Source organism: Mucilaginibacter sp. PAMC 26640 (genome assembly GCA_001596135.1).
Taxonomy (GTDB): domain Bacteria; phylum Bacteroidota; class Bacteroidia; order Sphingobacteriales; family Sphingobacteriaceae; genus Mucilaginibacter.
In genome coordinates this window covers 5,087,726-5,114,363 of record CP014773.1, presented here as the reverse complement: position 1 = coordinate 5,114,363, position 26,638 = coordinate 5,087,726, and the positions used below count along the sequence as shown (strand labels likewise).

23 protein-coding genes are annotated in these 26,638 nt (G+C 44.0%); 4 read left to right on the top strand and 19 right to left on the bottom strand.

Annotation, left to right across the window (positions count from 1 at the left end):
- Positions 1-37: 37 nt before the first annotated feature.
- From A0256_22130 to A0256_22055, 16 genes are all read right to left on the bottom strand, one after another.
- Positions 38-1,747, bottom strand: coding sequence for a hypothetical protein (locus A0256_22130; GenBank protein AMR33951.1), 1,710 nt, complete (start codon positions 1,745-1,747; stop codon positions 38-40).
- Between the two features lie 39 nt (positions 1,748-1,786).
- Positions 1,787-2,218: a hypothetical protein gene (locus tag A0256_22125; GenBank protein ID AMR33950.1), complete on the bottom strand. Its 432-nt coding sequence runs from the start codon at positions 2,216-2,218 to the stop codon at positions 1,787-1,789.
- A complete protein-coding gene (locus A0256_22120) occupies positions 2,215-3,303 on the bottom strand; it encodes a hypothetical protein (protein ID AMR33949.1) in 1,089 nt (362 codons plus the stop codon). Before A0256_22120 ends, A0256_22125 begins: the two co-directional genes overlap by 4 nt.
- Positions 3,303-3,953 (bottom strand): hypothetical protein, encoded by a 651-nt coding sequence (locus tag A0256_22115; GenBank protein ID AMR33948.1) that lies wholly within the window; start codon positions 3,951-3,953, stop codon positions 3,303-3,305. Before A0256_22115 ends, A0256_22120 begins: the two co-directional genes overlap by 1 nt.
- A 337-nt stretch (positions 3,954-4,290) precedes the next feature.
- Positions 4,291-5,535 carry a hypothetical protein gene (locus A0256_22110; protein ID AMR33947.1) on the bottom strand — a complete coding sequence of 415 codons (1,245 nt, stop codon included), beginning with the start codon at positions 5,533-5,535 and terminating at the stop codon, positions 4,291-4,293.
- A gap of 75 nt (positions 5,536-5,610) precedes the next feature.
- On the bottom strand, positions 5,611-5,820 hold the full coding sequence (locus A0256_22105) for a hypothetical protein (protein ID AMR33946.1): 210 nt from the start codon (positions 5,818-5,820) through the stop codon (positions 5,611-5,613).
- A gap of 28 nt (positions 5,821-5,848) precedes the next feature.
- Positions 5,849-6,436, bottom strand: a complete 588-nt coding sequence (locus A0256_22100) for a hypothetical protein (GenBank protein ID AMR33945.1) — start codon at positions 6,434-6,436, stop codon at positions 5,849-5,851.
- A gap of 111 nt (positions 6,437-6,547) precedes the next feature.
- Positions 6,548-7,756 (bottom strand): hypothetical protein, encoded by a 1,209-nt coding sequence (locus A0256_22095; GenBank protein ID AMR33944.1) that lies wholly within the window; start codon positions 7,754-7,756, stop codon positions 6,548-6,550.
- A 119-nt stretch (positions 7,757-7,875) separates the two neighbouring features.
- Positions 7,876-9,081 (bottom strand): hypothetical protein, encoded by a 1,206-nt coding sequence (locus tag A0256_22090; protein AMR33943.1) that lies wholly within the window; start codon positions 9,079-9,081, stop codon positions 7,876-7,878.
- A gap of 359 nt (positions 9,082-9,440) precedes the next feature.
- Entirely contained in the window at positions 9,441-9,677 is a 237-nt protein-coding gene (locus A0256_22085) for a hypothetical protein (protein AMR33942.1), read from the bottom strand.
- A gap of 93 nt (positions 9,678-9,770) precedes the next feature.
- Complete coding sequence (locus A0256_22080) at positions 9,771-12,365, bottom strand: hypothetical protein (GenBank protein AMR33941.1); 2,595 nt, start codon at positions 12,363-12,365, stop codon at positions 9,771-9,773.
- A gap of 88 nt (positions 12,366-12,453) precedes the next feature.
- On the bottom strand, positions 12,454-12,930 hold the full coding sequence (locus A0256_22075) for a hypothetical protein (protein ID AMR33940.1): 477 nt from the start codon (positions 12,928-12,930) through the stop codon (positions 12,454-12,456).
- Between the two features lie 496 nt (positions 12,931-13,426).
- Positions 13,427-15,463, bottom strand: a complete 2,037-nt coding sequence (locus tag A0256_22070) for a hypothetical protein (protein ID AMR33939.1) — start codon at positions 15,461-15,463, stop codon at positions 13,427-13,429.
- A gap of 109 nt (positions 15,464-15,572) precedes the next feature.
- Positions 15,573-17,675, bottom strand: coding sequence for a hypothetical protein (locus A0256_22065; GenBank protein AMR33938.1), 2,103 nt, complete (start codon positions 17,673-17,675; stop codon positions 15,573-15,575).
- Positions 17,676-17,746: 71 nt separating this feature from the next.
- Positions 17,747-18,187: a hypothetical protein gene (locus tag A0256_22060; GenBank protein AMR33937.1), complete on the bottom strand. Its 441-nt coding sequence runs from the start codon at positions 18,185-18,187 to the stop codon at positions 17,747-17,749.
- A gap of 271 nt (positions 18,188-18,458) precedes the next feature.
- Positions 18,459-19,160: a hypothetical protein gene (locus A0256_22055; GenBank protein AMR33936.1), complete on the bottom strand. Its 702-nt coding sequence runs from the start codon at positions 19,158-19,160 to the stop codon at positions 18,459-18,461.
- Between A0256_22055 and A0256_22050 the strand changes: the two genes are divergently transcribed.
- On the top strand, positions 19,150-19,341 hold the full coding sequence (locus A0256_22050) for a hypothetical protein (protein ID AMR33935.1): 192 nt from the start codon (positions 19,150-19,152) through the stop codon (positions 19,339-19,341). The genes A0256_22055 and A0256_22050 overlap by 11 nt on opposite strands.
- Here the strand turns inward: A0256_22050 and A0256_22045 are convergent.
- Positions 19,338-20,552: a hypothetical protein gene (locus A0256_22045; GenBank protein ID AMR33934.1), complete on the bottom strand. Its 1,215-nt coding sequence runs from the start codon at positions 20,550-20,552 to the stop codon at positions 19,338-19,340. The two genes, A0256_22050 and A0256_22045, sit on opposite strands and share 4 nt — an antisense overlap.
- A gap of 36 nt (positions 20,553-20,588) precedes the next feature.
- Positions 20,589-21,083, bottom strand: a complete 495-nt coding sequence (locus A0256_22040; protein ID AMR33933.1) for a hypothetical protein — start codon at positions 21,081-21,083, stop codon at positions 20,589-20,591.
- 237 nt (positions 21,084-21,320) lie between these two features.
- On the opposite strand from A0256_22040, the gene A0256_22035 reads away from it, so the two are divergent.
- On the top strand, positions 21,321-22,535 hold the full coding sequence (locus A0256_22035; protein AMR33932.1) for a hypothetical protein: 1,215 nt from the start codon (positions 21,321-21,323) through the stop codon (positions 22,533-22,535).
- 36 nt (positions 22,536-22,571) lie between these two features.
- Here the strand turns inward: A0256_22035 and A0256_22030 are convergent, their stop codons facing one another.
- Complete coding sequence (locus tag A0256_22030) at positions 22,572-24,974, bottom strand: hypothetical protein (protein ID AMR33931.1); 2,403 nt, start codon at positions 24,972-24,974, stop codon at positions 22,572-22,574.
- A gap of 368 nt (positions 24,975-25,342) precedes the next feature.
- Between A0256_22030 and A0256_22025 the strand changes: the two genes are divergently transcribed.
- Both A0256_22025 and A0256_22020 read left to right on the top strand, forming a co-directional pair.
- A complete protein-coding gene (locus A0256_22025) occupies positions 25,343-25,927 on the top strand; it encodes a hypothetical protein (GenBank protein AMR33930.1) in 585 nt (194 codons plus the stop codon).
- A 209-nt stretch (positions 25,928-26,136) separates the two neighbouring features.
- Complete coding sequence (locus A0256_22020) at positions 26,137-26,430, top strand: RNA-binding protein (GenBank protein AMR33929.1); 294 nt, start codon at positions 26,137-26,139, stop codon at positions 26,428-26,430.
- The last annotated feature ends 208 nt before the right edge of the window (positions 26,431-26,638 follow it).

Genomic DNA, 26,638 nt, shown 5'->3' with positions numbered 1-26,638 from the left:
TAAAGACCTGATAAAAAAATCTTTTTAAACTTTTTTATCAATTGTTCAATAAAAAACCATTTGTATTTAGTGTCGCTGGAGTTACTAAACTATAAGTATCAACAACACTAACGTTTCCTAACAGATTTTTACTACCGCTCCCAGTTAATGACAAATTTCTGTATATGCCCGGCGTTATATCCTGAGCGCCCGAGTTAGCATATATAAAAGTATTAGGGGCTGAATTGCAGTCCAAAATACCAAGTTGCATAGGTTGTTGTGCATTTTTATAAGTGAAAGAATTGGTGAGGCCACCAGGCTGAATACTAAATATAGATTTTGGGTGATCACCATTCAATGTTCCAGAATTACCATAACTTAGTGAACTTAAAACCGACACAGTAATAGGCCCAGAAACCAAAATATCAGCTCCCAACATTACTGATCCCCCACCACATTTAATCGATTGATTGTTGGTTGTAAATTTAATTGTTGAACCTGAAACGATAGCAAAACTTGTAAAGCCTCTAATATCTGCATCAATTCCGTTTCTAAATTCTACAATACAAGGTAAACTAAATTGAAAAATTAAATTTGATCCGATCGCTAAATACGCGCCACCAAAAATAGTTATACCATTAGCATTGTTTTTTACAACCCCGCCACCCAAACCGCTTTGCGAGTATGGTCCATTTACAGTAAAATCGCGGTATGACAAATCCAATGTCCCACCAAATGTACTTAAAGAGCCGATAGTAGTATCTCCACTTAGAATTTTGAGTCCAGTACCGCGGATATGCAGTCCGTTATACTCAGTATATGGAATAGTAAAATCTCCATTGCAAACATAACTTATAGTTGATGTTCCACCATAATTGTATAAAAAAATTCCAGTCAGCATCGGTTCCGTAGTATTTCCTTGATAAAAGCTTCCACTGATTCTTAAAGTGGAGTTAGCTGTTTCCCCATTGATACTGCCGTTTAGTATTAGAGGAGTATTGCTTGTTGATACGATAGTAACGATTGAACTCCCCTTTATAAGAATGGTATTGAAATTGTTGTAGCCCAGTGTGTTTGAACCGCCACCTAACATTAATTGGATGCTTGCCCCATTAAAATACAGATTTCCAGTACCCAAATTTAAATTAAGTCCACGGTAATCTATATTTATCCCCGCTTGAAATTCCAAGTCGGCATTTATTAAGTTGTTAATGTAACCTGGAGTGGATATTCCTACGGATGTTAACATACCCACAAAGGTAAGTCTGCCCGAATTGGTGACTTTGAATAAAGTTGGCGCACCACCGCCATTCCCATTAATATTGGTGACACCATTTATAGTCAGTTCTCCATAAATATACTTATTGCCTCCACCGGAGATACTTAAATTAAAATAAGACAAGTCCATAATATCTTGGTCACCTAACCTGCTGTATTCTATTGTGCTTGTAGGCCCGGGCAAAAAAACATTCACCGCATTGTTAACTCCTTTTAAATTCAAATAAGAATTAATACCTGTATGGTCTAACGTTCCGGTCACCTGCAAATCTCCGTTTATGGTAAGCGTGCTATTTGAAAACTTTAAAGTGCCTGCAACGTAAACATTCTTCACGTTTGTTGTCATATTCACAGTAACCGTATGATTTACATATACCGTATCGCCCGATTGCGGATAGCTGTATTTTTTCCGCCCATTACTGAGCCAGGTTGTCGGATCGTTAAAGTTTCCATCTCTTGCGGAGTACCAGATGTTGGCTTTTCTCAGCATGGTAACATGAAATGGTGTGGTCGAAATACTGGTCATGTTTTAGAAGTTTCTGAGTTTGGCTGTTACATACAGGTCGGCTGTGGTGGCGGCTTTGTTACGGATATAAACGGATATGCCGGGTTCCAGGGTTAATACCCGGTTCCCCGCCAGATCCAGGTCGAATAAAGAAGGGGCCAGGCCGGCAAGCGAGGCCAGGGCGATGCTGCCGTTATTCCCTGCATTAGCTGGTACAGCAACTTGTACCCTGTTAAAATAGTCTGTAGTATTGGCACCCGTAGCACAAATGATTACATCAAAGTTTTTTGCACTTGTTTCGAATGTCCGAAACAATACATCCAGTACGATGCTGGCGTTTGCGGAACCCGTAACCAATAGGGTGTCAGTGTTTATAGCGGTCGCAGATGCTATTTTAATTGCTGGATATGTTGCGGTTAGTGTGGCAAATGAGGTTGTATTTGAGTTGCTGTTCATAAAACGGATTGATAAAGATTGTAAGAAATGCGTGATGAGCCGGCAGGTGGGTTGATCCATTGCGTATCGTAACCGGCATTGGAGTTTTTTGCAAGCACCTGCCCGGTTGAACCGCCAGCAGGGATACCCGCCCCGGGAATGCCCTGCGGCCCTGTATTGCCTGCCGGCCCTTGGCTACCAGTTGCACCTATAGGTCCGGAAGGCCCCTGTTCGCCAGTGTCACCTGCAGGTCCGGGTTGTCCGGCAACACCTGCAGCGCCATCCGCTCCAGCTGCACCGGCTAGTCCTGTTGAACCTTGCGCACCCGTTAAACCCACCGGCCCTTCCGGGCCGATAGCCCCGGCGGTACCGGTTGGCCCTGCCGGGCCTTGTAAACCCTGCGGACCAACGGCTCCGGCTACTCCCGCTGCTCCACTTGGCCCTGCCGGGCCGGCATCTCCTTGTGCGCCGTCTGCGCCAACTATCGAGATCCCGGTGCCCCATATGCCATTTGTTTTAGGGCCGAAAAGTGATAGACTACTGGTGTTGATGTAAAAGTCGCCATCGGCACCGGTTGCTAAATTAGATGGGGCACCGGTGCCATTCAGTATCGCGCGGCCGTTTAACCCTGCCGGTCCTGCTTCCCCTTTGAGCCCTTTAGGGCCTTGAGGGCCGGTCTGCATGGAGAAAACCTGTGCCCAACTGCCACTGGTTTTTAAGTAAAAGATGCCGGTAAGGGTGTTAATGTAACTGTCCGCATTTTTGCCGGTAGTAGTACCTGGCAGGCCTGCTCCATAAAGTACAGTGCCATCGGCTGCATTTGTTTCGGGTAGGGTATAAGTAATTGCCCAGCTGCCGGTTAGTTTTTGGGCAAATTGCCGGGTTGTGGTGTTAAAAAACACATCGCCGTTTTTTCCGGTAGTGTTTTGCGGCAACAGCGTTCCGAAAGTTAGTGTTGCTCCGCGGTTGATTGAAGTGTTAAGATAGCTGATTAACTGGTTGATAGAAAATTGATAGTTGATGCCATCTTTCACCAATATAGATACGTCGGCCCCGGTAATATTGGCCGAAACAGGCAATTCGGTTATTTTTTTGTCTGTTGCCATTAGTTTAAATAATCGGTAATGAAAAGTTCGTTGCAAAAGCCATCGGCAGGCAGGTTAAACTCCAACCTGTCAACAGCCCGGATCCTTGGTCCCGGCTGCCTGCTGGTCTTATTTTTTTGATTATAGTGCCAAGCCGGGAAAGCCTCTTGGTGGTCTCTCAGAAAGCGCTCTGTATCGTTCGCATAAGCATTGGCGGTACCTCTTTGCTGCTGCACCAGTTTTACAATGTCTTTAGCGGGCAAAGCATCGGCATTGTCGTACCGTTTTTTAACCGGGCCGGTAGGGGTATAGTGTACGGCATCAGCCTCGATAAAACGTGCAAAAGCAAAATAAGCCAGCACAGGTTGTAATCCCTGGTATAAAACTACATAGCCCAATTCGTCGAGATATTCGCAGCCATTGAGCAAGTCTTTATAATGTTGAGGCGCATCTTCTTTCAGGTTGCCATCACTATCCAGGTTTCTGATCAGATCATAGTAAAGTGCGTAGCCCAAAAAAGGTTTCAGATCCAGCTCCTGGGCTTTTTGGATGAAGATGCTGACACGTTCGGATTTGATATTCGCAGCGATATCCTCGTATCGCTGCAGGGTGGCCGGAGTTATGAGCGTTCCCCTGCCTCCTGAAGAGGGGGATAATAAAGTTGTTGACATAGTAGGTTAAAATGAAAGTCAATAAGTGCCCTCTTGAGGGCAGGGGTAGGGTTGGTTGAAGTTCTGATTGGTGCTCAGCGCGCTGATAGTTAATTCACCCCGACACAGCTGTGGCTCGTGATTTCTGTCTGCTTAGCAAAGAAGGTAAGCACCATATCTTTTTATTTTACCCTCTTTACCAAAGGTAGTGAGGGTCGGGCAGCGAAGTGAACCCGGGGTGAGTAAATTCTGCAAGCGATAAACACTGTTTTGTTTAACTCTCCCCGACATCGCTCATCATTCCTCTTTGCTTCGTTAGGAAGAATGGACGTTTTTTTAATTTATAAAAGCGAGCTGTTTACAGTCGGGCACACATGGCCTCCGCTTCGGCCTGCTTAAAGCCATAGGCGTAAATCAGTGCAGCAATTTTGCTCTCGGGCGGTAGCGTAGCTTGCAGCAGTTGGTTAATGGCTGCACCGGCTTTGATACCGATATAGTCATCGGCAATATTTGCAGGGACCGGGTTGATGCGCCAATTATTGGCGGGATTGATGTTGGTGCAATAGTGGCTGAAGATCTCTTCGAGGATTTCGCTGAGTTCCTGCCGGTCGGGGGCGGTATTATCGTTGAACTCGCTGATGGCTTGTTTTTTTTCGCCTCCGTTGCTCAGGCCGGATGTTTTATCGGCATTGATCAGTTCTTTCGGAACCGAGAAGCCTTTAATGATCCGAGCTTCTACAGACCTTTCCGTAATTTCAAAAAGCTTATCGTTATTCTGGATAGCATATGGCTGAAACTCGGGCTTGGCACTTTCGTCCTCATATTCAATCACAATGATCTTCTGGGCACTTTTAGCTCCCTGGAAACTACCCAGGTCTTTTTCCAGCTGGGAGGGGGTATTTGCAGTTTGCCCGTAAGCTGCACTATTGTCCGCTTCTTCTCTGCGCGACTGCATAAACAGCATGGTTGAGGGCAAAAATCCGGTGGTTACTTCGCGGTTGTTGAAGGTTTTAATGCCTGCTTCCGTCTCGAAGTCTTCCCAAACAGCGTCGGCTTCAATTAACGGGTAATCATCCACCTCCGGGTTAAAGTATAACAGCTGCCCATTGTATTTCTCCCAACCGCCTGCTGCCTTTACCTGTGTTTTTATGGCTACCTCCTCCGGGTTGTAAGCATCAAGAAAGGTGATTTTGCTGCGCATAATATTCTTCCAGGTTTTGCGGCCCCAGTCATTGTAGATGGCAAACTTACCTGCCGTGTCCGGTGCGTCGGTGTCGCCCATTCGGATATCTTCGAACTTTACATAGTTTACCGATGCAATCTTAAAATTAGCATTGTAATTTAAATGGATGCCGAATCCGCTAAAAAGCGCTTTATCAGCTGCAATGGATTTTAACAGTTTAGCCACGGTGAGCCCCTTACTGTTGATTTTTTGTTTGCCAAGTGCTGCATCTTCAAAGCCATTACCGCCGATAAATTTGGTCCGCTTATTCCAGCAGTCTTTCGCGGTGGGCGATTGTGCTACCAGCTCCAGCATTCGTTGGGGATAGGCATTATCCATATCATAGTTAAGGATACCAAACGTTTGGTTTGGCCTTACCATTATCCGCCGTTCAATTTGTGGCAAGTAGGTCTTCATTTTGCAGTCCCCCGGCCCCCTGAAGGGGGAGTTTTGTGACTAGTAATATTTGTTAGATTTTGTTTTCGCTTCATTTGAATTGTTTTTAGGAACGCCCCCTTTCGGGGGGCGGGGGAGCAAAATTTTCCCTATGTACTGAAATAGCTCCAAATACCATTCAGCTTCGTAGCTGGTAACGCTATCGTTTGCGCATTGCCGGCGAATTGGGAATGACTTGATGGGTTGCCCTGTTCCGGTTTTGTTTTTCACGAATAATGGCGATCCGACTATAACGGTGCTAATCTACCAGCGCTTCCAATGCTGTAATGGTGCTTGCATAAGTTGCACTGCCGCCGCCCTGTGGGGCCACTGAAACGGCACGCGGCGGATACGGCTCCTTCAATTTATCCGGGTTGGTTAATTTGATCTTGTAACCTCCATCCAGCGTTTCGTCTGCAGCGTTGCGTTCTGCTTCCGTAACGATCATGCCGTTTACGGCACCGAAGAGTTCTATTGCCGAATCGCTGTCTTTATAGTTGTTCACCGCTATAGCACGTATCCTGCCGTAGCCCATTGCCATCAATTGCGCTTTAATTTCTACCGATAAGCCCGCAATATTAAAGTCTATTTCTTCGGTATACCTGGGGCCTACCTGCGTTTTAGCCAGTTTGCTCATGGTATTAAAACTGTTGTTAGTGCCCTCAAATTTGTAAACTTTAGCACTGCCCACAGCGGTAAGGCCCGTAACGATAAGCGGATTTGCGATATCATAGGTTATGGCAATATCGTCGTGATTGAAGATATAGATCACATCTTCGATACCAGATGTTACAGGCTCGCTAAAGCCCAGGCCGAAGCCGGCATTTATTTTATTGTAGATTGACATTTTATAGATTTAAAGTTTTGAATTGATTCATTGTATCAAGTAGTTAGTATCAAGTATCAAGATTTGGCAAGTAGTCTGATTACTTGGTACTAAATACTTGCTACTGCTTTCTTACGCGCTCAGGTAAAAAAGCTCGTTGGCGAATTTAAAGTTTACGGCGGCTTTCATGCGGGCCTTCATGCGCACTACGTTATCGTTGGTATAGGGCTTCATATATACAGTGGAAAGTTCTGAAGCATCGCCTAACAGGTCAACACCCAGGAACAGGTTGGACGAACGGGCACCCAGAATGGTGTTTGCCTGCCAGTGATTCATGATCTGCAGGGGCAAACCCAGGTAATCCATTTTTTTCATATCGGTAAAGGCGTTGATCACATTCAGTGCTTTATTAGCCTGTGCCTGTGCATAAGCATAACCTACGTGTAATGGGATCTGCAGATTGAAATCCTCCTGGATGCGATCTGCAGGATCTAATTGCGCATACACGCTGCCCAATACCTGTAAAACATTGCTTACATTGATATAGTTAACCGAAGCTGCAGTTGCTGTACCTGTAAAACTTGCCGGTTTGCGGCTGTTTACCTCGTTGTAGTTGCGAACCAGTTTAAATGTTGTGGAACTGCCAACCTGTATAAAGTATGATTGCCCCTGTACATTAATGCCGGCACCGCCGTTTGTGGTATCTTTAATTGTCCCGGTCAGGCTGGTAAGGGTTACCACATCACCATCTGCAAGATTAGCTGTGTCTGTTACGGTAACCAGCCCGTTTGCATCGATTGCTGTTGCCGATAAAGATGTAGCCGGTTTGGTTAGGCCTACTTTGTAAACGCCGGATGCTGCTGCAATAGTTGGCAATAAACCCGGGAATTGTGCGGTGAAAGTAGCTTCTTTAGTTGATGCTTTACCCAGCCAGTACAAACGCTCATTGGCTATCTGGATCTTAGTGAGGTAACGCTGCACCATGAAATCGCTTAAGTCCACAACGCCCTCGTAATCCTGAAACGCGCCGGGTTTAAGGCTTTGGGCCTCCCATGATTGGATAAGCTTATCCCATTGTTCTTGTTTCATGAATTCGTAAATTACCGGGTCCAGGTAGCTTTCTGTCTGGGTGGCAGTGGTACCCTGGTCGGTAAATATGCCCGATGGATTTTGCAGGATCACGTCATCGTCCACATCAAGGATCACCTTGCGCGATTTTACTTCGTTAATAACCGTTAGTAATCCACGCTTAACAGAGTCAGCTTCCAGCAGCGTGCTTGCCATGAAACCCGCCAGCGCTTCGCCGGCATAAGTGTTGTTTGAAAATGTAAATTGAGCCATATAGGTTGAGCCCCCCAGCCCCCTAAAGGGGGAGCTTTTGATTTGTTAGGTTTATTATAGGGATATTTGAGATTGAATTTTTAAACTTCTGTTTCCCCTGCAGGGGAATAGGGGCGCGCCTATTTAGCTACCGCTCGTTTTACGGCGTTTTGTGCCAGCGGGCTTTGGGGCGCGAAGAAGGGTTGTGATTCAGTTTTGGCTTTGTTACTCCGCTTGGAGCTTTCCGGACTAAAGTCGCTTTTTATTTCGTTCCTCACTTCTTCGCGGGTTTTCTTAAGCCGGTTGCTGGCTTCTTCCAGGGCAGCTTTTGCTTCATTTAACAGGGCATTTTGCGCATGTAAGCGGGCCTTAACCTCCTGCAGGCGGTTTTGTACGTCGGCAGTTTTAGCAGGCGATTTAAATTTAGTTACAGGTACGTCTTCATCGTCGTCTTCGGTTGCTGAAGGGTCAGCAGGGGTTACCTTTTCTACCTTGCCTTCTTTAACAGCCAATGCTTTGCCCTCTGCTGTGGTGTAGGTATCGGTAACTGCCGGTGTGCTCATTTCTTCGTCCTGGTACACTTCACAGCCTTCGCCCAATTCGGCCGTATGATGCAGGGTGCCTTTGTCTGTAATGGTTCGGTTGTTCACAACCTTTTTAAAAAAGTTCATGATCTTGTCTAATACCGAGCTTGTTTTCTCGATCAGTTCTCTGTTGTCTGTGTTCATACTTGTTTTATTGTTTAAGATTTTATTGATGCAGCGCTGGTAAACGGCCGGTGCGGTGTCGGTGTATTTTTTAATGAGGGCGCTGTTAATAATAGTTTCGCTGTAATCTTCAATGGTGTCTACAAAGCCAAGGTTAAGCGCCTGGTCGGCCGTCATCCAGGTAACGGAGTTGATCAAACTATTAACGGTAACCCCGTCTAATCCGGATTTATCCATATAGATCTGTGCCAGGCGAGATTGTACAACATTCAGCATTTGTACGTCTTTTAAAAGTTCATCAGCGTTGCCGCCACTGCCCACCATCGGTTTGTGGATCATTAGCAGGGCGTATTTGCTCATGATGATTTGGTTGCCGGCCATTGCTACAATGGAAGCCGCCGAAGCGGCAAGGGCATCTATGTAAGTGGTCACCTTGCCGGGATATTTTTTTAGCAGATCATACATAGCAATGGCATCGAAGGCGCTGCCGCCAACCGAGCTGATGTGGACTTCCACATCGGCACCGGCAGCAGCATCTAATTGTGATTTAATGTAGGCAGATGAAAGGCTCCCGGAGCCAATGCAATCTGTTTCGGTATCGTAGAGGTATATTTTCATTTTTTTTGATTTTGATTTCACCGGTTTCTGGCTGTTTATCGATTTAATAAAGGCGAGTTTTAAGTTGTGTTTTATATGCTGATTGGCATACTTGTCTGAATCAGAATTTCCAGAATTGGAGAATGTTCAGAATGCTTTCGGAGTGGTTATATGTTCCAGATGATTGAACTATACAAATATCGGTACTATTTCTTTAGGTGATGGTGACAGTGTTTTGTCAGTAATTGAAATTTGTTTGGATGATGATTTGAGGATTTGGGATTTGCCTGATTTAATGTTTACGTCCTTAATCAGGTAAATTATAGTTCAGAAGATTGAACTATACAAATATCGGGACTATTTCTTAATGTGATGGTGACAGTGTTTTGTCAGTTATTAAATCATGATTCAGATTGAAAGCTATTGAGCGCCCGCCAGATGGTGCGCTCGTCTTTAGCGAATTTTACTTCGGCTTCCAGCACGGCCTGGTTCTTGGTTAAATGGCGTACCTGTATCTGGGCGTGTACCCACAAATAGATCTCGCGATAAGTAAATATTTTGGCAGTAATAAAGCCGGCCTTATACATAGCCGAGAAAATGCCTTCGTCAAATAAGGTGTTTGCTGTTTGGATGTTCATTTGCCCCTCCTGTTCCCTAAAGGGAATGCTTTCGATTAGAAAGTTTGTATTTCAATTTTTAAATTCTGTTTCCCCTTCAGGGATTTAGGGGGCTTATAAATTCACCCTATTCACCGTTTGGGCCAGGATATTCTGCTGGTTGTTTACGTCTTTAACATCCACGTAAATGGGAGGGAAGTTATTGATCATTTGGTAAGCCACGGTATTCGCCATATCTTTTATGTCATTTACCGGTTGATTGTAATAACGGTTGGCATTGCCACCATCGGTATATATGCCACCTATAGCGTAGCCTCTACCAGCATTAGGAATAGAAAAATCCCGGCCGCCGTGGGCCACATTAATAGCGCTTACCAGGTTGCGCGCCCAGGGGTTGCGCATCGCTTCGGATACCACCACCGCCTCACCGCTGCGCAGGTAGGCATTGGTATTATCGGTGCGGCTAAAGCCGGGGAGCACGGCACCGCGCCCATCTGAAAGGTATTGCCCGCCTGTTGAAAAGCCGGGCTTTTGTTTTGCGATAGTTGCAATGGTTGATGCACCCTGCGCCGCCATAAATGCTGCCTGGGCAATGCCTAGCGCAGTGCCTATAAACGGAATTCCTGAATAGGCTTTTAGTGAATCCATCACCGCTTGTTTGGTGCTGATGATGGTATCAGCAATAGTGGTGGCTTTTTTGGCTAAAAAGGCAGCTTTATATATGGCGGAATCTTTTTTACTGTTTGCTAACACAGCGTTGATAAACTTGTCGCCGGCATGGATTTTTGAGCTGGTAAGTTTAATTTCAAGATCGGCTTTCTTTTTGGCGTAATCTTCCTCTATTTTGGTAGTTGTTTCTCCTTTCTTTTTAGCTGCTGCTACTGCAAAGTTAAATTGCATATCCAACAGCAGTTGCTGTTGTTGCAGTGCTTTAATGTCATTGCCTTTTCCTTCGTTATTTTGTATATTATCAGTTAGTTTGTCTTCGGCAATCGTTTCCGCATTATCCGCACGGGTTTGTAAAATATCCTGTTCCTTTCTTACCTGTTGAGCTAAAAAATCTAAATGGATTATTTCGGCGTTTTCCAATAGACTTTTTTCGCGTTCTACAGCCTTCTTCAAAATATCAGCTTCAACTATTTTTCCATTTTGCTTCAAGGCCTCTATCTCGGCCTGCTGATTTTTGATACTTACCCGGGTTTGTTCTTTCCGTATCCCAAACTCGTTTTTTTCATCTTCGGTTTCTTGTTTAAGCCGGGCAAGCGATTGTTCTGTTAAGTCTTTAATGCTATTTACCTTTATGTCATTTATTTTTTTTTGTGAAGCCGTAAGCTTCTCAAGGTCTTCATTTTCAAATTTTTCAGCTATCTGTTCGAGAGTGGCTATGCGCTCACGCTCCAATTGTTCAACAGTTGATTTGTTTTTTCTATGCGTTTCTTTTAGTTTTTCGAAGTGTTGGTTGGTTTGCGCTACCTCTTTGGCATAACCATCAAGCATTAATAATGCTAAGCGGCTTTGTGATTCTAAAAGTGCCTGCTGATCTTTGTCAGCATTATCACCATTGTTGTAAGTTGTACGCGCATGTACGGTTATATCTGCAACGCCATACTTAGCTATTTCTTTTTTAGCCTCTTTTATACGCTTGATAATTGGTTTAGCATCTTTCTCAAACAATTTTGAATGAGAATCAAGTTTATTCAGCTGCATTTGCTGATCGGAAATTATTGCTTCCCAATATGCTCTGTTTTGCGCAGGATTGCTTGCTGGTTTAGGTGCATATTTGAGGAGCGATTCGGCAAGCGTGCTGTCTAATTTTGTAATTTGATCGGTGATTATTTTATCTTTTTTCACCATCGTTATAAATTTGCTATGAGCCGCGTCTTTTTCAGAATAGGTGTATAAAGAAATTATACCAAAGCTATTGGAGTTTCTTACATATTGTGTTTGATCTTTTCTTTTGCCGGTTCGATAATCATCGCTCTCTTGTTTTGCCGAGTCATAATCGGGCTTCAATTTCAATCGCTGTTTTACTAACTCAGTTCTTTTAACCTGTATCGCTTCTTCCATTGCCCGTCGGTTGAGCGATTTGATATAATCGTCCATCAACGCCGTGCCCTCTTTTGTTTTCAAATTTTCAAGCGTAAGATTTTTTAAATACGCTGGCGCTAATGCATTTAATTTGCCTATAGCCTCTATTCTGCTTTCCTTCGAAAGCGTTTCATTATTCGCAACATTAGTCAGCATTTGTACTTGCGAAATTTCGCCTGATATGTTTTCAACGTATGCGGACATAACGTCATGATAATTTTTGAGATCAAGAGCAGCTTGTTTGGTTTTATCTGATTGGAAGATTTCGCCCAGATAATCCAGCACCTGCGGCCCATAGGTTGTAACCAGTGTAAACACTGCTGCCAATATATTTTGCCATCCAAAAACAGCATTCTTGGCTACCCCGATGACCTTACTAAACAACTCATAGGTGTCTGACAGATCTTTTACCGAGTTTTTTATTTTGGTGCCCCAGGTAACCACCTCTTTGCTTTGCGCGTTTTGCTTTAGCATTTCTTTATTGATGTTATCTATGGATGTTTTTAAGCTATCAAAGGCCGCTTTGTATTGGGGCATCTGTTTTAAACTTTCTGCGTTGATATTAATATCAACATCTATTTTTGTGTTTGACATAATTATGATTTTAATGCCAATTGGCATATTAATGATGTGGTTATATTAGAGCGAAAGGCTTTTAGAGATTCGCAAAATTTCAGATGTCAGCGCAATTTTGGATGACGCTATTAACTTAACGGGTTATAAGCTCTTCATTACCGCCGAATGATATTGGGAGATAAAGTACATCATTTGCAAATTTATAATATGGCGGCATATCGTAACTTTTAAAGTCGTTGTTCATTATGGAAAGGTTTGGTCTAACCGCGTAGTAAACACCTAAAACATCCTGGCCTTCGCGTGTTTTGGTATGCTTAATATATGTGCCTATATACGTACCCAGTGCTGCAGAACCTTGCCGTTTAAGTTTCTCTTTATCAATAAAAAAAGAGAAATTTTGCACATAGGGCCGTAGGGAATCCTTTTGTACCATCTGCAACAAATCCTCGTGATCGGTCTTAATTATCATAAAGGTGTCTGCTGCTTCTCTGGCGGTTACTGGTCTAATTTCCCTTAATGTTCCAAAGCTGTCAGAAGGGTAGTTCCATACATTTTTAGAAGGATAAATTTTCTGACCGGTATTAAAACTTTCGGTGTTAAACAAGTACATGTATGTGACCACAAGCCTAGTTAAATTACAAAAAACCACTATGCCAATTATCATTACAGCACTAAGCCAAATAACTATTTTTGGTAACTTGTTTTTAGGTTTTAATTGGGAGTGTTTGAGTAAGGCTGGCATCAGGTTTTTGTTTTGCTAATTTTATTGGTAAATATAAAAATCAAATTTGAAATAAGCAAATGAATCGAAAGACATACAGGGAAATCGTGTTTAAAAACATACTACCTCATCCCGAATTTGTTTCTGGATCATACCAGAACTTAGGCAATAGAATAAGTGTGTTATATGCATGGTGTAGACCAGTCAAGCGCGAATATCTTCTGGATGCCTAAATAAATTCGGAATGATATCCGCTTTTTTACTTTCGAAAACCAAGAAAAAACTCTATAAAGGATGAAGCGATTTACCTCGATAGACATAAGCTGAAGCCACTTTTCTCGCTTAAAGGAAATTTTTAATCAAGTTAAAGCATCTGCACTTATTATTAACCCAATTTTACCAATTCCACTTTCACCGGCAGGCCTTTGCGCCAGCTATCTATTTTGTTGATATAATAGTAGGCGCTATCCTGTTCCAGATAAATGGGTATAAGCAGGTCCAGTTCCAGTATGTCGCGCGGGGTAAGCATAAAATAGCGTTCTACTTTTTTTGCCTGCCTAAGAATCTTTTCCAGTTCGGGATAGTATGCCTTACGCAAATCTTCCCAAAGCAAGCTATTAGCTTCGACGGATGAGTAAAAGTAGGGAACAGAGATCACATCATTCAAATACTTATCATTAGAAGGGTTGCCATCAGTGAATTTGATTGTGCGCTGGTTGTTAGCTCTTAAGTCAATAGTTTTATTGATAAGTATGCGCGGCGAAACACTGTTGCTGAATTCGGCGTCTTTATCGGTGCTGTTCGCCATTTTTATCTGCGCAATACTGCCGCCAATATAAGGTCGGCTCAATGTGGGGGCAAACTGGCTCTCAAACAGCATGCCGCTGGCAGGCAAGGTTTTATCGGCAACATTTATCTGTGCGTCAGCAAAGCCTTTTGGGGTTACAGTATCGTCTTCCTTATATTTCAGATAATTCACTTGCGCGTAACCGCCGAGTTGAAAACTGATGCCTTTACCCTGATCAAGGCATCTTCTACTCCAGTTTTTAGCTATCGGGATATTATCAACTATATCTCTGAACGAAGCAAAATTAACGGTACCGGTAGCGCTGTTGGTTTGGCAAATAATACCGAAGCGTTGCAATACATCCTTTAACAAATCCTTCTGGCCGATGTCCGGGAAGATCCGCTCGCACTGCACCGTCTGTCCGTACACCACATTGGTTTGTTTATTGGTGATACTCAAGCTGGCACCGCCGTAAAACGTGCCTTTGATCCGGTCTTTATTCGGCCATAAATAGTATTCTACGCCAATACTTTCACCGGCTTGTAAAACTAAATCCACATTTTGCTTTTGCTGCAGGTAGTCTACCGGTTTGCCATCTTTATGCCCGACTCCCGATCCAAAAACACCACTGCTGGCCCGGCTCGTGGCGCGATGTTCCAGATTGCTAATAACAGACGACGAACCATTACTGTATTTAATAATACGAACATCAATGTAAGGCTCGCTGCCTCCTGCCGTGGTTGTATCGATTACCTGGATGCCGTATTTAAATTCTACGGCGAGCGTAACGGTAGCGGCAGCTTTATAAGTACTGTTTTGATATAATTCAGGATTACTGGCATCTACTCCGGTGAAAGTTATCGTGCCGGTTTGAGCTGAATTTTTGTTTGGGTTAATGGGTTGATTGCTGCTCTTGTTTAAGACCGCTGAAGCATTATCCAGGCTGGTTTGGTAATCGGTTCCGTGTTCAAAGGAGTCGTTGCTGAACTGTACAATCAAGAGCGGGTACAATGGATTGCTTAGAAGTGAACCTTCTGCCTTGTAACCGGCCGCTTTCACAATAATATCGATAGCAGTTTTGACGAAGAAGCCCGGCCGGAGATTACGGACATCTATTTCGTTTATACCTGTTATGTTATAGTTGATGTTGCCGTAGTCTATAACCGGCCAGATCCATCCACCTGTGTTTTTTTGAGATGCCACGATATTGTCTACCGTCCATAAGTGTTCGTAATCTTTAAAATCTCCCTTAACCAAACTGCCCATAAACATATCATAGATTTTGTTATCTATGGCGTCAAAAAAATCAACGTTGCCGCTTAGTACTGTGATTGCCGCATTATCCTGTTCAACGTTATTCAGAACAGCGATACCATAGGGGATGATTTCCAGCCCATCCTGTACAATTTTTGCCTGGTAATTATCGTAAGGGGCATTTGTAGTAAAAGCAATTTCATCCGGGAAACCTAATATTTGCCGGTTTCGCTGTGTTAAAGGCAATTTAAATTGATTACTTGTATTGCCCTGCTGATTTTTCACCTCTGCCAGGTTGTTAATTTGGAAGGTGAGGGCGATAGGGCTATCATCGCTTAGATCTACCAGTTGATCGTTTATATAAAGTTGGAGTTGGTTCATGTTTATGTTTGCTGTTGAGTGGTCTGAATGTTAAATTATTTCCTAAAGCATATAGTTGCTGTAATGCGCGTTTATGCCCGATAAAAAAGCTTTAACAATTCGCCATGACCTACTGCCTTTGGATATTTATTGCCGGCATATTGAACGTAACGCTAAATGGGGCCTGGCCGTTGCGGGTTTCATATTCGCTGAATGTTGCACTGTTGATTACGATGGTTTGCCACTTTACCGGGTTTTTACCGACCAGCATTTGTACTTTCGGCGAATACTTAATCGATTGTAAACCTTTGATATCGGCTACCGAAAGATCTTCGGCTACCACTTTTATTTTTTGGCCCGCCGTTTTGCTGATCACCTCCTCAATACCTTGCTGGTTTTCCCAATCATTAACATAGTTTTTAACGATGACTGCATTCTGCACATCCAGGCTTACTTCCTGATTGTATCCAAAGCGGTAATAGTTCCAGCTGCCGGTAAGGCCTATCCAACGCAGATAAACCGAATTATCATCTATAGCATCATCCACCCGGATGGTTTGTGTCTGCGTTATGCTATGGATAGTATTCCCTTCGGCATACTTTAAAGTTAAATCTATATAATATACATCGCCTGCAAGTAACGAATCGATCAGTAACCGGTTCAATCCTATCCTTTGCGGCAGCGCAATGTTGCCGCTGCTCTGGCGTGAAATAATCAGTTTACTGCCATCGGTATTGGTTAGCCAGGAACCGTTTTCATTGAGTAGATAACTGGTTTGGGGGCCGCCGGGCAGTGGGTTTCTATTGATATCCAGCAGTGTAAATTCGCAATAGATATCGTGCCCCAGCAGGCTTTCGCTATAAATAAAGCCAATATCAAATGGGTAGCCGTTACTGTATGCAGGTTCGGCAAAATCTGTTATCCATTTAGCCTTCGGTAAGCCATCGGCCAGGTTGGCAAAAGGTAGGTAAGCAGCCAGATTTCCGCCATAGCGTTCGCCTAATTGTTTCGCTGAATACAATACATAATATTGTTGGTTTACGGGGATAAATGCCGAACGCTTTATAAGCCCGTCCTCATCCCATTCCTCGGCATAAGCAATACTGTAACTGGCACTTAGGTTATCATCCCGGTAGTTGCCCAAGGTATAGTCACTTTCATCTTTTGCGGCAAGCAGGCTTTGCAAAAAGTTTGAAAGATCTGCTTTTACAATTCCGCTACTATCCGGCCGGTTGGTGGATTCTATAGTTTGTGCCGTACCGGTAAATTTATCCTGATAAGTAATGCGCGTGATAATTTTATAATAGCCACGTATTTGGTTGATGTTGATATATCCCCCCGCATTGCTAATAAACGGGGTGCTGATTACTAAATACCCGCTGCTGGTAAGCCCCTTTACAACGTAGATACCTTTATATGGGGCGGCATTAATGTAAACTTTATCATTTTCCTTTAAATATGCTACTCCTGCCGTGTTAGATAGCAGTGTGTTTATTCGAAAAATTGTATTACCTGGCGATGTAGTATCCGGCATAGCCTCCAGTACTTCAAAATCCTTTCGCTGATAAGTGAAAACAACAGGGTTGAAGGCGGCATTCCAGCGCGAGATGTTGCCATCCGGCAATGTAACGGATGGATCGTCTGTGAGCAGGTTGCTGATCACCGGAATCTCGATAGTGGCACTTGCTTTACAGCCGTTGGCATCCAGCGCATAAAATGTTTTGAGGCCGCCGTTTAAACCGCTAAAGGTTGGCGATGGTTGATAATTCACATCGTCGGTACTGTACGTTATACCATTGTAATTGCTGGTGGCGAAGATGGTTGCTTCGCCATCGCGCGCGCCTGGGGCGGTTTCTGCGGCATTTATTTTTACCTGGGTGATCAACAGACTGCATGGGGAGGGAGTTATTACATCGGTACCCGCTGTAAACGATAACAGCGTTACGGTTACAGAATAATCGTAGGTCAGTTCTCCCTGATCATTATACCGCAGTTCCCGATAGTAACCCGGATAGATGGGTATGCTTTGCCCGGATACGGATGCGGTTACCGTTTCTATACTACCGTTGGTGTTTACACTGAAGGTAACCTCACCATTATTTGCATTGGCCGGTTGGCCGGTTTCCGAATTATAAATGTAAACAAACAGGTCTGCCTGTTCAATAGAGCCGCCATTATGGTCGGGGTAAGTGGTGGTATACGGCTGGGAGGTTAGGTATGCTTTTAAGCTCATTGATAAATTGTTAAGTTGATAGCTGGTGCGGCGATGAGTTAATAATTTTATAGGCTGCCGGAGCTGGCTTGCTAAAAAGCCTCGTAATACATTGCGGTTAAGGTTATCGTTAGCCCTACACCCGTAGTATTGGTATCGTACTTATTGTAAACTGCGGTGCATTTTGCTTTTTCGCCCGCTTTAACGCGAAAATGCCGGCCTTCCCCATCCCGGTATTTACCGGCTTTGATTATAAACTCATTCGCCATATGCAAAGCCTGCCGGATATAATTTTCGTTATCGGCGGTGTACTGGCCAAATTCGGTTTTATACAAAAACTCCAGGTAAAGCGTAAATACATTATTCACAGAGCCGTTTACCTGTGGCGAAAGTACAATGGGTTGCATTGGGTAAAGCATTACACATGGAAATGCCGCATCGTCTGCCAGGGTGTTCAGTTCTTTTTCGGTGCCATATAAAAAGGATGGAGACCCGCCCAGGGTATCCACAACGGCGTTAATTTGGTTACGCATAAGTAATAAATAAAGCAGAGCCCCCCAACCCCCTGAAGGGGGAGCCGAATTTTTAAGGTTTAATGTTAGATTAATAATAGCTCCCCCTTCAGGGGGTTGGGGGGCTAGTCTGGGGCTAGGCTGGAGCTAGGCTAGCTAGGGCATGCTATCTCACTATACCGCTTTTGGTATTCCGCTTCAGTTTTATTAAGCAGCAGCTTGGTGAGGATGCGTTCGTAGGGCATGGCCAGGATGAGCTCCCATTTGGTAACATCACCCCCGGCCAGGGCGTTTACGGTATTGATATACCTAAACTTTTCGAAAGTATGTATGCCAGCCCTTTTTTCAGCAGCGGTAATACCTGTTGCCAAAAGCCGGTTTTCGGTTTCGATAAGTCGGGATAATTCATAAAAAAATGTTTCGCAACGGGCAGCGCCTCCGTTACCCCAAGTTCTTTAATAATTTCCACAAAATTAGCGGCAGCGGTCTCATCAAACTTTAAACCTGTAACCCTGCAAAACAGGTAGTAGGCCAACACTTTGGCACAAGCTAACAGTGAGGGTTTAAAATAGTCTTGCCAGTTTTCCGCTCCGTATGTTTTTATATGCTCGGCTATTTCGTCGGCTATCACATCCCTGGCGGCCATAAATGCCCCGGCGGGTTCTACCGACAGGTTTTTTGTCACATCAACGGTAACCGGCCCTCCATTCCAGTTTACCGTTATGGTTTTGGGGATGGCATCGCTGTTGTAAAGGGTAGCGATTTCGTGCGACAGGTTTTGGATGCTATCGGCGTAAACCATAAAATCTGCGGCGTTGGTCACTTCCTGCAGATCCGCAAGGGGTACGCCAGAGAGAATGCTGATTGCTTGTATGTCGCCGAGGTTTGGCGCATCCTGTAATTGCATCATCTGCCCAATGCTTACTTCTTTAAGCTGTGAGGGAATTCTTACCTCCAGCTTTCCATTTGTGGTTTTTAGTGTTTTGCTTATCATTGAAATAGGAGCCCCCACCCCCCTGAAGGGGGAGCTTTTGATTAGTGTGGTTATACAGGGATTTGAGCCGCCCAACCCCCTGAAGGGGGAGCTTTTGATTAATGTGGGGTTTGAGCCCCCAGCCCCCCTGAAGGGGGAGCTTTTTAATTCTGCTCCCCCTTTAGGGGGCTGGGGGGCTTAATAAATACCTACCAGGAATTCGGAGATTCCGCCTGGTGTTTGCATGGGCGGGCGGGCCGCAAGCTTGCTTTTCAGGCCTTTTTCGGTTGTGGTTTTTAGTTTATTTAATGCCACATAGCGCAAGGGATCAATCAAATGGTTGCAGGCGTCTACCGGTTGGTTAAGGGGTTTGCCGCTGCGGTCGGTTTTCCATTTGTATCGTTCCAGTTCTTTACGCAGGTTGATACTGGCGCGGGTAACATTTATCTGGTACCGTTTCAGGATATCTATGGAATGGCTAATACTATCGGCCCCTTTTTTGGCGCCGGTAATATACCAGCCCATTCGCTTAAGCTCTTCAATGGCTTTTGGTTCAGAGCAGTCGGCGATGATCTCGGTGTTTTTACTAAGCCCTGTTGCTTTAAGTTTTCTGGCAAGATCGGTGTTGGTGAGGCCGGTCTCATAAATTAATTCCTCCGCCCAAAGTTCTCCGTTTTGATTATACACCAGCAGGCAGCCGGTTTCATCATTGCTAAAGCCAAAATCCAGGCCAGCCGCTATTAGTTTTGCATTTGCGGGGATGTCATCACAAACAAACCAGTTATTAAACACCAGGCCAGTCGTGCGGCCGGTGAGTCCCCTGGCGTACACCTTCCATAGCTCAAAATCTTTTTCTTTAAGCGATTCTATTTTTTGGCGAATAACATCATCTACCCAGGGATTATGCCGGTGATCGGATATAATAAGTTCCACTCCCGGCTTGCCTACCAGTTCATGGGCCCAAAAGCCATTGTTAGGGTTGTAATCTATAAAAATTCGTTTGCGGGTACGTAACGCAAGTTCGCTGTAAACAGCCCAGGGGATTCCGTTTGCTTCGTTCAGAAAAAGATAATCCCGTTTGCCAGATTTTGCATCCTGCGCATCACCGTAGCTTTTAAATTCAATGATGCTGCCATTGGTAAATTCAAATACCTGGTCGGTTTTGTGATATCCTTTCAACTGGTTTTTTAAAACCTCAGATCCTTCGAAGATCACGATAGCATCGCGAAGCGCACCTGCTTTTAAATTGGGCATGTCTTGCCCCGCTATGGTGATAACTACTTTATCTGTAGCAGCCAATACAAAAAGCACCTGTAATATTGCGTAGGTTTTGCCGGAGCTGGTGCCGCCCTGATTAATAATAACCTGCGCCGCGGAAAAGTAATTTTTTTGAAATAGGGCGGTTGTTTGCATATTGTAGAGAACAGGTTTAATTAAAGGCCATAGTTTTTATAAGGTTACATCCTTTTCGGTAGTGACGATGGCCGGCCCGCTGGTGATCACCTCGATCTTTAATTTTTTAGACAAATTGCTGCCTGGTTCGGCCGTTGGTTTATCTGCCCAGCCCATGCAGCGCAAAGCAAACATAGCACCGGTTGGTGCTGACTGGTGCAGCTTTAGTTCATATTCCTGCTGTACCATTAAACGCCCGGCCTTTAGCGTTTTCCTATATTTGCCTTTATGTTCGTATTGCTCAAACTCGGCCATGCTGGCAAATCCAATGTGCAGTGCAAGGCCCGTTAACAGGGCCGGGTTGTGCTGCTCTTTGGGTGTGCTTTTTTTCGATGTATTGGCCGGTGAATCTGCCGGGTTGTCTTTTGTTAATTGAAATTCATTTTGTAGAGAATTGAAATAGCCCCTAATGAGGTTTTCCAACTCGGAATTGCTGTTGAAGGTAGGCATGAAGATTAAGATTGAGAAAATGAATAAAATGCCGATCGGCATACATTATATACAAATGTAAGAATAATATTTGAAATTTGCTAATATTTTTAGGTTTTTTATTTTATATAGAATAAAATGTCTTGTGTTTAAAGTAACTACCGCGGGGGTGGGTAGGAAGTTGCTAATTCGCCGACTTCCAAAAAGTATTATCTTTGCAACAGCCCCAGTTGAAACAGGGCGCAACCTTAACTAAGCCGTTATCTGTGAGAGCTTCCAAATTTATTTTCAATGCTGTTAATGTGTGCGCTATTAACCGGTAAACTATTTGCCCAGGATAAATGGAGCGTACCAATCAGCACACACCGGCAAACAGATACACTGATAGTCAGGTCGCAGGATACTATCCGCCAAAAAGATCTCTACGATGTTATCAGTTCAATATTTCATAAAAAAACGCCGGGAGATAAAAAATTGGCCGTAATTGGCACCAGTCCGGTTTTTTCCGTTTTGCCGGCTATAGGGTATACTTTGCAAACGCGATTGGCTGTAACGCTGTCGGGGAATATTGCTTTTCGTTCATCGTCACAATCGCGTATCTCCACCATTAGCTCCAACGCCGCTTACACACAAAACAAGCAACTCATTATCCCCATACAATCCAACATCTGGACTGCCGGTAACACTTATAATTTTGTGGGCGATATTAAATATTATAAATATCCGCAAAGCACATTTGGCCTGGGCAGTAATTCATCGTTTTTAAATAACAACCCAATGGATTACACACTCTTTCGGTTTTACGAAACGGTTATGAAACGCATCACCGGTAATTTGTATTTGGGCGCGGGATACATCATCGATGATCATTCGGATGTATCTGAAAAAGGAAATACCGATGGCACTGTATCAGATTATGCCCGCTACGGAGAAACATCACATACCATTTCTTCCGGCTTTACGGCTAATGCCCTTGTTGATATGCGCGATAACTCCATTAATCCCACCCGTGGCTTTTACGCTAACCTGGTTTTCCGTAACAATAAAAAATTCCTTGGCAGTACCTCTTCATGGAAATCGCTGGTGATAGATATTCGCAAATACTACCATCTGCCCGCCCAGTCTGACAATGTAATTGCCTTTTGGAGTTACGATTGGCTGGTACTTAACGGCAAGCCTCCTTACCTGGATCTTCCCGCCAACACCTGGGATCAATACAATGGCACGGGCAGGGGGTATATCCAGGGGCGGTTTCGCGGTGCGCAAATGGTATACCTGGAAAGTGAGTACCGCTTTAAAATCACAAAAGATGGCCTGCTTGGCGGTGTTGCCTTTATAAACGGCGAAAGTTTTTCGGGGGCGCCCGGTACGGCTTTGCAAGCCATGCAACCGGGTTACGGAGCAGGCCTGCGTATAAAGTTGAACAAGGTTTCTAAAACTAATATTTGTATAGATTATGGCTTGGGTAATCAACACTCTAACGGTGTATTTGTAACCGTTGGAGAGATCTTTTAACTGCTGGTTTGTATCTTCTCTGCAATTTCCAAACTTTTACTCGTTTCGTAAGCTCTTAACCGGGTTAGCTATTGCTGCTTTTATGGCCTGGTAGCTGATTGTGCCCAGGGCTATAAAAATAGCTATTAATCCGCCTGATACAAAGATCCACCAACTCAGCGTTATGCGATAGGCGAAGCTTTGGATCCACCTGTGCATTAAATAAAGCGCAACAGGTGATGAAACTGCAATAGCAACCAAAACCAGGTTAATGAAATCCTTCGACAGCAAGGTGGCTATCTGTGCCACTGAAGCACCTACTACCTTGCGGATGCCAATTTCTTTGGTGCGCTGCTTTACACTGAACAGTGCCAGCCCGAACAGCCCAAAACAGGCAATGCTGATGGCCAGCGTGGTAAATACAGCAAACAATTGCCCAAACTTTATTTCTGCTTCATACTGCCTGTTAAAGCTTTCGTTTAAAAAGCTATACTCCAGCGGGCGTTGGGGTACCATATTTTTCCATAATTTATCTATACCGGCAACTGTTTGCTTGATATCAGATGTACTCATCTCGACAGAAAATACTCGGAAGTTACCCGGTAAAACCCTTATGGCCAAAGGTTCTATAGGCTTTTGCAGCGATTGGAAATGAAAATCTTTATAAACCCCTATTATCCGGCCGTCGTTGGGGTACATACCAACCTTTAGCCCAATGGCTTCGGCTGCGTTATTAAAACCCAGTTTACGCAGGGCAGTTTCGTTGATCAGCATAGATTCTACGGTATCTGCAGCAAACTGTTCGGAAAGCCCCCTGCCGGCTACGATAGGAATGTTATACTGCTTCATAAAGGTAAAATCGGTTAAAAAGATGGGGAGTTCTGCATGGATGGTGTCGCCTGTTTTTTTTGCGAATTCCATCGACCAGCCCCCCGGGTCCACAACACCCGGCACCTGCGACGAAGCCGTTACGCTTTTTACACCTTTTACCCGCATCAGTTCATATTTGATCAGTTGGTATTGCTGTTTTACCGATTGATCACCCTCAAAATTGATAACCATAGTTTGCGAAGGCTTAAAACCGAGGTCATGTTTTTGCATGTACTGTAATTGGTTGTAAACCACGATACTGCTGATGATAAGAACGATAGAAATAGCAAACTGAAAAACCACCAGGCCCTTACGGATAAAAACGCTCCAGGCTGATGATCTGAGGTTGCCTTTTAAAGCCGTAACCGGGTTAAAGCCTGACAGGACGAATGCCGGGTAGGTACCGGATAGCACACCTACTACCATCAGAATGGTAGCTAGGGCCATCATATGCAGTGGCACCAAAAGCCCGAATGTGATAGCTTTACCGGCAAATAAATTAAAGGAAGGTAGGAGCAGGTAAGCAATTACAACAGCGATGGTTAGTGCCACACCAGTCATCAAAAATGATTCGGTGAAGAACTGTGCAATTAATTGGGAACGCGTTACGCCGTTTACTTTTTTTATAGCAACCTCTTTAGCCCTTTCTGCCGCCCGTGCGGTTGAGAGGTTGATGAAATTGATGCAGGCGATCAGCAGAATAAATACAGCGATTACACTGAACACGTATAGCGTGCTGATGCTGCCTGTTTTCCCTATCTGCCCCTCCCGGTCGCTGTGAAGATATATATCGGTGAGCTTCTCCAGGCTATAGTGATGGGTGGTGGCAGGGGTGTTGGCTTTGTGGCGATTGGCAAAACCATCAAACTGGCTGACCAGGCTATAAGCATTGTAATTCTCGGGCAGTAAGATATAGGTCCAAAAATTGTTTGAATACCAGTTGGTGAAAAGCCAGTCGTACCCCGATTTTTTTTGCTGCGCGGTTGCCATGGATATAAAAATGTCTGACGCGAAATGAGCATTCGCCGGCATATCTTTCATTACACCTGTTACCTTCATCGCTTTGCCATCCAGCATTAGGGTTTTACCGAGCGCGGCGGCACTACCAAAATATTTGTACGCGATTTTTTGCGTTAATACTACACTCATGGGTGCCGCAAGTGCGGTTTTGGCATCACCGCTTAATAAGCCGAGGTCAAAAACGCTGAAGATAGCCGCGTCTGCAAAAAACAGGTTACGTTCTTCAAACAGTTTGTTATCATATTTAACCAGGCTTTCTGCTTTAATGAGCCTTACGGCCTCTTTCACCTGTGGGAAATCACTTAGCAGGGCCGGCGCCATCGGTCCGGCAGACCCTGCGCCATGCTGCATTAGAGCATTCGTTTTTTTATCGTCAACCACACGGTAAATGTTGTTAGCTTTTTTGTTGAATTGATCATAGCTCAACTCATTTTCTATGTACAAAGCCATTAAGATAAAAGCCGTCAGGCTAATCACAAGTCCGCCAATATTAATGATGGAGAATGTTTTGGTCCGCATCAGGTTTCTGAAGGCGAATTTTAAGTGATTAATGATCATGGCTTTATGCATTATGGTTACTTACTATGGCTTGCTCTAAATATATGCCATTTTGTAATACGTTGATGATTAAGTATTTAAAATGGCATTCATTAATTTGGTGTACGGTTGCGTTACACCTGCTGTGCGAAGACGATACAACTAAAGTCCCTGATTTTGCGGCATTGTTTACCGAGTAGAATTGATCGTTTTAATTCACAGTGCTGCAATTAAAACGCTTCGTAAATAATTGTCATTATTACAGCTTTTGAGCAAACCTTTTGGGCTTATGGCCCGTATACTAATAAAGGAAAGTTAAATTGTGTTAAACTTTTCTACTAATGATATTAACGGACCATTTTAAGATATTTTTTCGGTAGTTTTATACCATCAATTTGCCTATGTGCTCAAAACGGTTTACAAACTGGTGTATATTTTATTTGCTGCTCATCGCAGGTGTTGCATCGTCGTGCCAGAAAGAGCAGGGTGATAACAGCGTTGATCAAAAAAAGACTGTTGCTGCCATTGATAGTATGATATCGGTTGCCCCATCTTCAAATTTTTTAGCTGCCAGTGGTACCTTAACGTTTAAGGTGCAGGATTCTACCTATATTTTCAACGCTGCTGAAGATTCAGTTGCGTTTGTTAACATGAGTTCAGGCGATAGTCATTATTTTGGCCTTACCGCAATCAATAAGGCACATACCATGAGCTTTGCCATCAGCAGCAAAGGGACGGCTGCTGCCGAAATTACCAAAGGCGTGGAGGGCAGCCAATTGTTGTTGCGGCCGGATGCGTTGCACATCAAACAGTATAGCCTCACCCAGTTTACAGAACCCGGCGATGCGGGCGTTTTGGATTTGCTTAAATACCGGCAGGATAGCACGCTTGCCAAGGGTACCTTCTTTACTTTTTTAGCAAAAGATGATAAAGCCGAATCCCCGTTTTACCGGGTGGAGGGCAGCTTTAATCTCAAATTAAAATAGCACTGGGTGCTTGTTTCCTAGAGCATAGTATCATTACTTTTTGACGACGCCTGATTTAAGTTTTCAGGAGTTCGTAACAGCTCGTAAATACTTGTATTGTCAGTATGACACAACATTGTAAAAAACGGGTTACCTGCCAATTTCTCAACCTGTAAGGCTTTAAAAAGTGCCATTTTTTGCGTACATTTGTATACAAAAAAAGGAGATTAATGAAAGTATTTATTGGAGGCCTTCCATTAGAAGTAAATGAGGCCGAACTAAATGCGGTTTTTGGAGATTTTGGGCCGGTTAAGTCCCTCAGGATCGTAAAAGATCGTGAAACAAAAGAGAGTAGGGGTTTTGGGTTTGTTGAGATGGTGAACGAGGATGAAGCTAAAGAAGCTATAAGATGCATGAACGGGCAAAGCTATTACGGCAAACGGATCACTGTAAACATAGCTGAGGACAAAGGTCCTGGTTTTAACAGTGGTGGCGGTGGCCGCGGTGGTTTTAGCCGCAATTAATATACCCCCAGATATTTTGGAAGCCGGCAATGCCCGGCTTTTTTTGTGTAATTTATTTTGCTTTGGGTATAGCAGGAGTGCTGTTTGGCTCAATGCCGAGCGGTTTTAAACGATGAGTAAAGTTTAGCATATGGCCTTTTGCAGGCCCGCTAACATAAGCTTAATTTGCCCTCTTTAATTTTTATTAGTATTGTTGTGCTCCTAAACA